Here is a 10,336-nt window from a genome sequence, read left to right as displayed (position 1 = left end):
AAGGTACGGCTTCGAGGGCGGAAGAGTCCGGGGCATCCCCATCACCCCTTGTCATGGGAGCTGCTCCCGCTCCCATCGAGGATCTGGGCGCTGACGGTGAGCAGTGACTGCCCGCGGCTCCTTGAAAGCTGCACCAACCGGTGCAGGGCGTGCTCCGCCCCGACGCCGTGCAGTTGCATCACGTAACCCTGGGCGCGGGTCACCGTATCCCGGCTCTGCAGGGCGGTGGCCAGGACCTCGCTGAAGCGTTTGGGTGCTTCCGAGGTCTGGATGTTGTCCAGCAGGGTGGCCGCGGGGACAGCAAGTTTCTCCAGTGGCCTGGCCGTGGCGGCGCTGTAGGCATCCGGCTGGGTTGAGTACAGTTTCAGCGCGCCCAGGCATTTCGTCCCGGCCATAAGCGGTGTGCTGATGACCGACCGGATGGCGAGGTCGGCCACGGCCTGGGACCACAGGGGCCAGCGGTCATCGGTCGCTACGTCGGGAACCACTACTGTGCGTTCGGTGGACCAAGCGGTGAGGCAAGGTCCCTGCGCCAGCTCGTACTGGGCAGCGTCTGCTGCGAGGACCACGGGGTCAGTGGCACCCGTGCTGGTTCTGCGGCCCTGCTCATCAAGGAGGGAAACGCCCGCTCCGGAAGTTCCGGGAAAGGCGTCGCGGATACCCTCGGCAAGCAGTTGTACGGCCCGGTCCACCTTTTCCTGGGTAAGGAGCAGGCCGTTGATGCGGGCAAGCGCAAGAGTGAGTTCATCAAGGGGGAGTTGCTGTGGCATTGAAGCCACCCTTCTGCATCCGGACAGTCGCTGTCCTTGGGGATGCCCCCTGCTGGGCCGGGACCGAAAAGCCACTCCGTTCCACACCAAGCATAGCCTGCAGAATGCTTGGTGGACGTGACTGGGTGCCATAACAGCGGGATTAGTCAGGGGAATGGACGTAGTCTTGGAAAGGAAGCGTTTTGAAGTGGGCGCGTTCAGGCTGCTTTGGGAATCTGCCGGCGGCTGACACCCAACTTCAAGGGATGTGCCATGGATGCCGTGCCCGACACTTCAGCCCTCCAGGACGGGATCGTTTCCCATCTCCAGGATCTTGTCCTGCAAACCTCAGGCGGAAAGCGGCCATGAAGTCGCGAACGGCCATCGACGTGGCCGTCGGCATCATCATGGCCCAAAACCGTTGCAGCCAGGACGAAGCAATGACCATCCTGCGGAAGGCCTCCAACAGCCGCAACGTCAAACTGCGGGACGTGGCGGCCGGGCTTATCACCTCGGTATCGCCGAATGCCGGACTGCGGACCCACTTTGACGAGTAGGCACACCACCTTTCCGTAAGTTCATGCCCGCTGTTGGACCGCTCCCGGCCTGCAGCACGGACTCCAGTAGGATTGGGCCCATGTCAAGTGCATCCGATGCCGCATCTATCGAAGAGCTTCAGAGTATTCTGGCTGGCTCAGAAAACGCCGTTGAGTTCCTCTCAGGACTCTCCCGGCTTGCCGCGGCCGCGGTGTCCGAAGCTGCCGGCGATCACGTCGAATGTGCAGTTACCCTCAGGATGAAGCGCAGGCCCGCCACCGCGGCGGGCAGCAGTGAACGTGCGGTGGAGCTTGACCATTTGGAGCAGGCGCTGGGGGACGGGCCGTGCATCAAGGCATTGCGGGAGATGCAGTCAACCATGATCGACGACGTTTCCGCGGACCCGCGCTGGCCGGACTATAACCGGGCGCTGGCACAGGCCAATGTACGCAGCTCGCTGGGTGTCCCCCTGGAGATCACCACTGATGCCAGCGCCGCATTGAACTTCTTTGCCTCAAAGCCGCACGCGTTCACAGCCAACGTTTACGAGAAAGCCGTGGGCTTCGCTGCGGCCGCCCACACAACCCTTCATCTCTCGGTCAGGATTGACACTGCACAGAACCATGCAGAGGACCTGGAAGCGGCGATGCAAAGCCGTACGGCCATCAATCTTGCCTGTGGCGTCATAATGGCGCAGAACAGGTGCTCGCAGGCGGAAGCGATGGATATCCTCACCAAGGTTTCCAGCAACCGCAACCGTAAGTTGCGCGATGTTGCCAAGGAACTGATCGAACAGCTGTCCGGCGGCAACATCCGCACCCACTTCGACGGGTAGCACGGGCAGCAGCTGCTCCTTGACTCATCCGGCAGCCAGCATGGAGACGCTGCAGCCAGCCGCTGAGCTGCGGATGTCCCAGCAGTTGCCGGTCCCGATCACCTGGAAGCTTTCATCTCCTGCCGACTGAAGTATCAGTGCCGTATCCTCATCCACTGCAACAGCCCTGCCCACCAGGCCCGCTGCCACGGACGCCACTGCCCTGCTGAGGGTCCCGGCCTGGGCTGCATGGACGTCCACGGTGAACGGGACAAGTCCCAGGCCGTCCCGGACCTCGAGTTCATCCAGGCCCTCGGAGCACTCTTCGCCGCACACTTCCATGCCGTTGCTGCGGTATCCGCCTATCAGTGCCTTGTGCGGAGCGATCATGGCTCCGGCGGAAAAGCCCAGGTATGCCGCACCGCCGGCCACTGCACGGGAAATGGCGGCCGCTGAACCGCTCAGCCCTTTCCAGTAGGCCGGCGTCAGTCCCCCTCCCACCACAACCGCATCAACGGCGTCGAACACGGAGGGATCAGCCGGGCTCCCATCGAGCAGGACCGGCAGGGCATCGGTTGGCATCCTTTCAAGGAGGGGCCCTGTGTACGCGGGCAGCAGGTCCGCGGGATTTCCGGCGCGGTTATGGACCACCACGGCAACCCGGGGCTTCCGTCCCATGCCCTGGCGATCCCGCACCGCCTGGACGAAAGTGTCGAACAGTTCGGGAAAGGCGAAGGGATCCGGTCCCGCGCCGGCCAGGAAGATGCTCATGCCCCTCAAGATACCGTTGCCGCCCGGTGATGAGGGGACTTAGTTGCGGTCAACACCCACCATTGACACTGGCAGGCAGCAGGGCTATCGTACAACCAAATGGTTGTAGATCAGCTCCGCGAAACCGAACTTGACCGCCTCTTCCAGGCGCTCGCCGACTCCACCCGCCGCGACATCGTCCGGCGTGTGACCGTCAGTGGGTACTCCGTCTCCGGCCTCGCTGACCTCTACGCCATGAGCTTCGCCGCCGTCCAGAAGCATGTGGCGGTGTTGGAGCGCGCAACCCTGGTGAGCAAGGAAAAGCGCGGAAGGGAGCAGATCGTGCGGGGTAACCACGAAGGGCTGGAGAAGGCCCGGCGGCTGCTCGACGAGTATGAAGCGATCTGGCAGGAGCGTGTGGGCCGGATCGCCGACATTCTGGCTGAAGGATAAGGAAGGGTTCTGCAATGACCGTTATTGATACCACCAAGAATGTTGAGGCGCTCAGCTTCACCCTGACTGCGGAGTTTGACGCCGCCGTCGAACGGGTCTGGCAGCTCTGGGAAGACCCTCGACAGCTGGAACGCTGGTGGGGGCCGCCCACGTTCCCTGCCACGTTCGAGCGGTTTGAGTTCCAGCCCGGTGGGAAGGCCGACTATTACATGACCGGGCCCGAAGGTGAAAAGCCTCGCGGCTGGTGGCGCTTCACCTCCATCCAGGGCCCCAACAAGTTGGAATTCGACGACGGGTTTGCTGATAAAAAGGGGGAACCTGTCGCGGAGATCGGCGCCTCCCACGTCACGGTGACACTTGAGGAGAACGGCGGCCGCACCAGCATGAAAGTCGCCACCATCTTCGAATCCGAAGAACAGATGGAGCAGATGATCCAGATGGGCATGGAGGAAGGGATGAAGGAGGCTGTCGGCCAGATCGACGCCATCCTTGCCGAGCACGCAAACGCCTAAGCGGCCCAGCCTGCAGGCACCCAGAGCAAGGAGTACGACGGCGGGACGTCCCGCCGTCGTACTTCCTGCCTACGGTTGTCCGCCGTCCCCCGTGGTCCCCTGCCCGGACGGAGCGGGCGCGGCGAAGACCAGCAGCGAGCTGGTGGCAGTGGCCAGCAGCTCTCCGGCCGGCCCAAGGATCCGGCCCTCCGCGAACACCACCCGCGACCCGGATTTCACCACGTTTCCCTCTGCTCGAAGGACGCCGTGCCGAAGCGTGATGGGGCGCAGGTAGTTGACCGAAAGATCGATGGACGTGTAGCCGTATCCCACGGCCAGTGTGCTGTGTGCGGCGCATCCCACCACGGTGTCCAGCAGCGTGCACGCGAGGCCGCCATGAACCATCCCCAGCGGGTTGTAGTGCGCCTCGGACGGACTGCATTGGAACTCAACCCGCCCGGGTTCAACGGCCAGAAGTACAAAATTCATCAGTGACGCCATGGGCGGCCGCGGAATACTGCCATCCCGCAGGCCGGAGAGATACTCCAGCCCGGACATGCGCGGCAGGTGTTCCAAAGCGACCCGAGGGTCTGTCCAGCTGAAGGTCTCCGAACGCTTTGTTGGCTCCCTGGCACTCATGGATTCCATCTTCTCCTCCCAGGTCTTGCAGGACCAGCAAAACGAGGGAATCGGGGCGGGGCCCCGGACGTTGAACTGCCGTGGCAGGCGTTGAAGGTGGCCGGCCGGTTCTGAATACTGGAAGAAGACCTGTTGAGGTGAGGCGGTGGCGGAAATGGGCAGCGGCGCGGGGGATTTCCGGAAGCGCTTGGAGCGTGCTGCGGAACTCCGGTCCTACCGCGGAGCGGGGATAAGTGCAGAGGAAGAGGCCGCCCTGGAGGCCCTCGACCAGCAGGAACGCGAGAAGCGCAAGAAGGTCAGCGACGCCGCCCGGGCTGAGTACCTGGTCCGCGACGCCATGGCGCAGGGCAAGTTCGACAACCTCAAATATGCAGGGAAGCCGATTCCGGGACTTGGTGAGTCGTACGATCCCGATTGGTGGGTCAAAGGACTGATCCAACGGGAAAACATCAGCGGCCTGGGCCCGGCAGCCATTCTTTTGCGGACTGAGGACGCCGGGCTCGATGACAAGCTCGATTCCCAATACACGGAACAGCAGGTGCGGGACATATTGGCGGACTTCAACCGCCGGGTCATCGACGCGCGGCGCCAGCTCCAGGGCGGACCGCCGGTCGTCACCAAGACCCGGGACGTGGAGGAGGAGGTAGGGCGCTGGCGGGAGCGCCGCGCCTCCCGCCATGTCGAAGCCCCGCCGGAACCGGAGCCGCCCCGCAGCTGGTGGCAGCGGCTGTGGAAGGGGACCGGTTAGCCCGGAACCTGCACCTCGAAGAGTTCGCACAGGGCGTTGTAGTACTTGCTGGTCTGTCCGCAGTGCAACATCCCGATCCGCCGGCAGACCCTCTGTGATGCCGTGTTGGCAGGGGCTGTGACGGCCACGATCTTCTCCAGGCCGCTGTCCAGCCCGTAGGCGAGGACCGCGGCTGCAGCTTCTGTTGCGTAACCGTGTCCCCAATGTGCGGGGTGGAAATGCCAGCCTATTTCCGTGTCGCCCGAGGGCTGCAACGGAAGGGTGCTGCCCGAGGCCGGGATGGATTTCAGGAGCAGGGTTCCGGCCAAAGGCGGAACCGTTCCGGTTGGCGGAAAGCCAGTGGATGTTTGTGGAGGGTGTTTGCGCTGGACGGCCCAAGCGCCATGGATGTGGTGGTCCATGGCCCTCCAAACCTGGATCCGCTCCTCGGCTTCGGTCCGTTGCCGCATGACCTGAGGGTGGTTGCCAATGAAGCGCTGGACCTCCCAGCGGGAGTAGAGGTCCAGCACGAAGTCTGCGTCCTCCGGCTCCCACTCACGCAGAATCAGGCGCTCTGTTTCAAGGGTTCTCACCCGGCCAATCCTGCCACTTCGTTTTTCTGCGAAGCCTTGGACGGGGCAGGACCCTCGGGTTCAGGGCTTAGGGTTCGGCCCGATCATTGAAGGTGGTGGCGGCGGGAAGGGCCCGGCCGGGTACAAGGGCACCACCTTGATCATGTAGTTGGCCCATTGCGGCCCGGCGATCATGTAACCGTCGAGACGGGGATAGAAGGTTCCGTTGATGGTGACGTTCTGCCCTGCGCGTTTCTGTCCTTCGAGGGCGTCGCCGAAGAAGGACGCGGTGGCCAGGCCTGTTGTGTAACCCACGATCCAGGTGGCCCCGTTATTGTTCGAGGTGCCAGTCTTGGCTGCCACTGGAAACTTGTCGTGGGTCTTCGGGTTGATCCAGACGCCGGAGCCCTTGACCAGCACATCCTGGAGGACCGAGTTGACGCCCCGGGCAACATCGGGCTTCACTGCGTCCCGGCACTCCACGGGCTGCGCCGGAAGCTTGCCGCCGTTGGCATCAGTGACGTCCACCAGGGCGATCGGGGTGCAATAGCGGCCATCGTTGGCGAAAGTTGCGAAGGCGTTGGCCATATGGAGCGGAGCAACGTTGGTGGCGCCGAGCAGGTTGCCCAGCTGGTGCATGTTGATTGGAGAACCATCCAGGCCGTTGTGCAGGCCGACTGCGTCCACCATCTTTTGGATGCCGCAGAAGTCCAGCTGGGTGGCGGATGCAAAAGTGGCGGTGTTGATGGAGTTGTACAGCCCGTAGTTAATGGGCATCTTCCGGTAGAAGCCCTCTTCCGCATTCTGCAGGTCGTCGGCGGCACCCAATTCCGGGTTGTTCTGGGCGGTGCTGTAGGCACCCAGTACCTTGCCGCAGCTGGAGCGCCACGGGAATCCCAGCGGGTAGACGCGGCGGGAGGCGTCCACTTCGGCGGTCAGGGGCTTGCCTTCATTGAGCCACTCGGCAAACGTGAACGGCTTCATGGTGGATCCGGTCTGGAAACCGCCCGCACCGTTGAGGGTGTTGCCGTGGGGGTCCTTGGCGTCCACATTGAAGTTCAGGTGGGTATCGAACTTTCCCGGTTCCGGAAGGAACACAGTGTTCTGCGCCATGGCCAGGATCTTGCCGGTCCCCGGCTGGACAGTGACCAGGGCCGCGCCCCAACGGTCCGGGTTGGGGCCCGCCGTACCGTCCACCTGCGCCTGGGCTGCCGCCTGCAGCCTGCTGTCCAGCGTGGTGGTGATGGTAAGGCCTCCCCGGTACAGCTTCCGTTCGCGTTCGGTCTGGTTGGGCCCGTAAGCGGGGTTGTTCAGGATGAGGTGCGAAATGTAGTCGCAGAAGTAGGGGGCCATCGACGCATTGGCGCAGCCCTGCCGCTCCGGGTTGATCTTCAGTTCAATGGGGGTGGCCACGGCTTCGTCATGCTGTGCCTGGGTTATTTTTTTCTGCCGGAGCATCTCGCCCAGCACCTGGTTGCGCCGCGCGAGTGAATTCTCCGGGTTGATCGCGGGGTTGTAGAAGGTGGGGCTGTTCACCAGTCCGGCCAGCAGTGCGGATTGGGGCAGGTTCAGGTCCTTTGCCGTGGTGCTGAAGAAATAGCGGGCCGCAGCTTCCACGCCGTAGGCATCGCTGTTGAAGAACACGATGTTCAGGTAACCCTCGAGGATCTGCTCCTTGCTGAACTTCTTTTCGAGCGTCACAGCGAGTTTCATCTCCCGCAGCTTGTCCCCGATGTCCTTCTGGCCGCTGAGGATCACGTCCTCGGGCCGGTCCTGTGACAGCCTGGCCTCGTTGATCACGTTGGTGACGTACTGCTGGGTAATCGTGGACGCCCCCTGCTGGTCGCCCTTGGTCAGATTCGCCACCATTGCCCTCAGGATGCCTTGGGGGTCCAGTCCGGCATGTTCATAGAAACGGCTGTCCTCGATAGCTATGACTGCGTCCTTGATGTAAGGGGACATCTGGTCAAGGGGGATGCGGACGCGGTTTTCGGCGTAGAAGGTGGCGATGGTTTGCCCGTCGGCGGTGAGCACCTTGGTGGATTGCGACGGCGGCTGCACGGTGAGTTCTTCCGGCAGGCTCTCGAAGAAATCGATGGAGGTGCTGACACCGAATCCGGCGGCGGCCACGGCCGGGACCACAAGGCTGGCAGCCAGGAGGCCGCACATTACACTCGCTGCCAAGAACGCCACGAACCGTGCCAGGAAAGAGTTGCGGCTGCGTGAGCGCTTCTTTTTCTTCGCCATTTCTCAGCCCTCGAGCTTGAAGAGTGCCAAAAGACTACGCTGGCACTTCAGGCCTCGCCAGAGGATGGGAGGTCATGATTTGGTCACTTCTTTCCTTGACTCAGCGATATTTACCGACATATCGTTAAATATCGCTGAAGAGTTCAGTGACCTTTTCGAGACTCAAGGATTGATGAAGAATGAAAGGCATTCCTGACGATAAGTTCCCTGGCCCTGAGTTCGCCAAGGGACAGTTCGGGCGCCCAAGGAGCCGCAGGGGCCCTCACGGACACCGGGGCGGCGGCTTTGGCCCGGGGTTCGGGCCCGGATTCGGCCCAGGGTTTGGTCCCGGCTTCGGTCCCGGTTTCGGGCCGGGCTTCGGTCGGGGCTCGCGCAGGGCCGGCCGGGGCGACGTTCGGGCTGCGGTCCTCTCGCTTTTGGCCGAGGCTCCGTCAAACGGTTACGGATTGATCAAGACGATCGCCGAAAGAACCGAGGGAGCGTGGCGGCCCAGCCCGGGGTCGATCTACCCCACCCTTCAGCAGCTTGTGGACGAGGGGTTGATTTCGGCGCTGAGCGAAGGCCGCGGCACGGAGTTCACGCTCACTGAAGCGGGCCGGGCCTACGTGGCGGAACACGGCGAAGAAATGGACAACGCCTGGAATGCCGGGCCGGACAGTTCCGACCGCGATTTCCACCAGAGCATCGGGAAGCTGATGGGCGCGATCCACCAGTTCCGCAGCGGTGTCAGCGAGGAACAGCGCGCAGCCGCCATGGAGAAGATGGATGAAACCCGGCGGGCCCTCTACAAGATCCTGGCTGACTGACGGTCCACTCCAGGCAGGTCAGGCGAAGGAGTCTTCCTTGCTGCCCACGTCTGCCTGGCTGCGCTGCATGGGCGTGTCCAAAGTTTGTGCTGCCCCCGGTGTTGTGGGGAAAGCAGCAGGGGACTGGGAGGCGGCGGCGGGCAGCGGGTTGAAGCCCGCTCCGATCTCCCCGAAGGCATAGGCACTCTCGGCGTGCTCGGACAGGTCCACGCCGGCTGCCTCGGCTTCGGTGCTGACCCGGAAACCGATGGTCCTGTTGATGGCACGGCCAATGACCAGCGTTCCGAGGCCGGAGAGCAGCAGGGTGATCACCACGGCCGCAACCTGGGCGATCAGTTGCTGGACGCCGCCGCCGTAGAAGAGCCCGCCGCCCTGGCCATCAACGGGCAGGGCAATGAAGCCCAGCGCGAGGGTGCCGATGAGGCCTGCGCCCAGGTGCACGCCCACCACGTCAAGGGAGTCGTCCAGGCCAAAGCGGTACTTGAGGTCAACGAACACGGCACAGGCGGCTCCGGCCATCAGGCCCAGCCCGATGGCAGCAACCGGGCTGATGTTGGCGCAGGAGGGGGTGATGGCCACCAGGCCGGCCACGACGCCGGACGCAGCCCCCAGGGATGTGGGGTGGCCGTGGCGGATTTTCTCGGTCACCAGCCAGCTGAGCATTGCGGCGGCAGGAGTCACCAGCGTGTTCACCCAGATGAGGCTGGCCTGCTCGGCGGTGGTCGCTGCCCCGCCGTTGAACCCGAACCACCCGAACCACAGGATGGCCGCACCCAGCATGATGAAGGGCACGTTGTGCGGACGGTGGTTGGGGTCCTTGGCAAAGCCGTGGCGCTGGCCAACGATTAGTGCAAGGACCAGGGCTGCGGTGCCGGAGCTGATCTCCACCACTGCGCCGCCGGCGAAGTCGATGACCTGGCCGAACACTGCGGTGACGGCACCATCGGCGCTCATCAGCCCGCCGCCCCAGACCATGTAGGCGAGCGGGCAGTACACCACGGTGATCCAGAGCGGGACGAACAGTGCCCAGGCGCCGAACTTTGCACGGTCCGCAATCGCTCCGCTGATCAGGGCCACTGTGATGATCGCAAAGGTGGCGCTGTAGCCCGCCTTGATCAGGTCGGGTGAGCCCATGAGGCTTTGCAGGCCGAAATGTGCGAACGGGTTGCCGAAGAGACCCAACACGCCCTCCCCCGTGGTCATGGAGTAGCCCCACAGGACCCAGACCACGCCCACGATCCCGGCCGAGATGAAGCTCATCATGATCATGTTCAGGGCCGCCTTGGCCCGGGTCATGCCGCCATAGAACAGGCCAAGCCCGGGTGTCATCAGCAGTACCATTGCGGCCGAGATCATCAGCCAGACATGTTGGGCAGAAATTTCCACCTGCGGGTCCCTTCGCGTCGCGCCTCCGGCGGGGCGCTCGATGCCGGCCCTCGCACTTCCCCCGCCGTCCATCTTCGAGGTGCTGTGTTTCCGGAAACACGCCGCCAAGTTGCGCTGGCGTTACAGAAACGGCTGCTGTGTGAAGTGCCCGTGTCGGGCATGTTT

Annotated in this window: 12 protein-coding genes; 6 read left to right on the top strand and 6 right to left on the bottom strand. The window is 63.5% G+C overall.

Annotated features, from left to right (window positions below; translation table 11 throughout):
• Positions 1 to 41 precede the first annotated feature (41 nt).
• Entirely contained in the window at positions 42 to 770 is a 729-nt protein-coding gene (locus tag ASPHE3_RS16785; protein WP_013602387.1) for a GAF domain-containing protein, read from the bottom strand.
• A gap of 344 nt (positions 771 to 1,114) precedes the next feature.
• Here ASPHE3_RS16785 and ASPHE3_RS16780 point away from each other — a divergent pair, with 344 nt between their 5' ends.
• Together ASPHE3_RS16780 and ASPHE3_RS16775 are read left to right on the top strand one after the other, a co-directional pair.
• Positions 1,115 to 1,306 (top strand): ANTAR domain-containing protein, encoded by a 192-nt coding sequence (locus tag ASPHE3_RS16780; RefSeq protein ID WP_013602386.1) that lies wholly within the window; start codon positions 1,115 to 1,117, stop codon positions 1,304 to 1,306.
• Between the two features lie 80 nt (positions 1,307 to 1,386).
• A complete protein-coding gene (locus tag ASPHE3_RS16775; RefSeq protein ID WP_041652310.1) occupies positions 1,387 to 2,121 on the top strand; it encodes a GAF and ANTAR domain-containing protein in 735 nt (244 codons plus the stop codon).
• A gap of 24 nt (positions 2,122 to 2,145) precedes the next feature.
• On the opposite strand, the gene ASPHE3_RS16770 is transcribed toward ASPHE3_RS16775, so the two are convergent.
• Entirely contained in the window at positions 2,146 to 2,871 is a 726-nt protein-coding gene (locus ASPHE3_RS16770; protein WP_013602384.1) for a Type 1 glutamine amidotransferase-like domain-containing protein, read from the bottom strand.
• Positions 2,872 to 2,970: 99 nt separating this feature from the next.
• Between ASPHE3_RS16770 and ASPHE3_RS16765 the strand changes: the two genes are divergently transcribed.
• Together ASPHE3_RS16765 and ASPHE3_RS16760 are read left to right on the top strand one after the other, a co-directional pair.
• Positions 2,971 to 3,303, top strand: a complete 333-nt coding sequence (locus ASPHE3_RS16765; RefSeq protein WP_013602383.1) for an ArsR/SmtB family transcription factor — start codon at positions 2,971 to 2,973, stop codon at positions 3,301 to 3,303.
• 14 nt (positions 3,304 to 3,317) lie between these two features.
• Positions 3,318 to 3,815: an SRPBCC family protein gene (locus ASPHE3_RS16760; RefSeq protein WP_013602382.1), complete on the top strand. Its 498-nt coding sequence runs from the start codon at positions 3,318 to 3,320 to the stop codon at positions 3,813 to 3,815.
• 69 nt (positions 3,816 to 3,884) lie between these two features.
• Here ASPHE3_RS16760 and ASPHE3_RS16755 read toward each other — a convergent pair whose 3' ends face one another.
• On the bottom strand, positions 3,885 to 4,283 hold the full coding sequence (locus tag ASPHE3_RS16755; RefSeq protein WP_254362907.1) for a PaaI family thioesterase: 399 nt from the start codon (positions 4,281 to 4,283) through the stop codon (positions 3,885 to 3,887).
• Positions 4,284 to 4,587: 304 nt separating this feature from the next.
• Between ASPHE3_RS16755 and ASPHE3_RS16750 the strand changes: the two genes are divergently transcribed.
• Positions 4,588 to 5,181: a DnaJ family domain-containing protein gene (locus ASPHE3_RS16750; RefSeq protein WP_041652308.1), complete on the top strand. Its 594-nt coding sequence runs from the start codon at positions 4,588 to 4,590 to the stop codon at positions 5,179 to 5,181.
• Here the strand turns inward: ASPHE3_RS16750 and ASPHE3_RS16745 are convergent.
• Both ASPHE3_RS16745 and ASPHE3_RS16740 read right to left on the bottom strand, forming a co-directional pair.
• A complete protein-coding gene (locus tag ASPHE3_RS16745) occupies positions 5,178 to 5,753 on the bottom strand; it encodes a GNAT family N-acetyltransferase (RefSeq protein WP_013602379.1) in 576 nt (191 codons plus the stop codon). The two genes, ASPHE3_RS16750 and ASPHE3_RS16745, sit on opposite strands and share 4 nt — an antisense overlap.
• A 60-nt stretch (positions 5,754 to 5,813) precedes the next feature.
• Positions 5,814 to 7,979 carry a transglycosylase domain-containing protein gene (locus tag ASPHE3_RS16740; RefSeq protein WP_013602378.1) on the bottom strand — a complete coding sequence of 722 codons (2,166 nt, stop codon included), beginning with the start codon at positions 7,977 to 7,979 and terminating at the stop codon, positions 5,814 to 5,816.
• 179 nt (positions 7,980 to 8,158) lie between these two features.
• Between ASPHE3_RS16740 and ASPHE3_RS16735 the strand changes: the two genes are divergently transcribed.
• Positions 8,159 to 8,785, top strand: coding sequence for a PadR family transcriptional regulator (locus tag ASPHE3_RS16735; protein ID WP_013602377.1), 627 nt, complete (start codon positions 8,159 to 8,161; stop codon positions 8,783 to 8,785).
• Between the two features lie 18 nt (positions 8,786 to 8,803).
• On the opposite strand, the gene ASPHE3_RS16730 is transcribed toward ASPHE3_RS16735, so the two are convergent.
• Positions 8,804 to 10,171 carry an ammonium transporter gene (locus ASPHE3_RS16730; RefSeq protein WP_013602376.1) on the bottom strand — a complete coding sequence of 456 codons (1,368 nt, stop codon included), beginning with the start codon at positions 10,169 to 10,171 and terminating at the stop codon, positions 8,804 to 8,806.
• Positions 10,172 to 10,336 lie beyond the last annotated feature (165 nt).

Source organism: Pseudarthrobacter phenanthrenivorans Sphe3, from assembly GCF_000189535.1.
Taxonomy (GTDB): Bacteria; Actinomycetota; Actinomycetes; order Actinomycetales; family Micrococcaceae; genus Arthrobacter; species Arthrobacter phenanthrenivorans.
The sequence above is the reverse complement of the archived record's forward strand: the minus strand, read 5'-3'. Positions and strand labels throughout refer to the sequence as shown.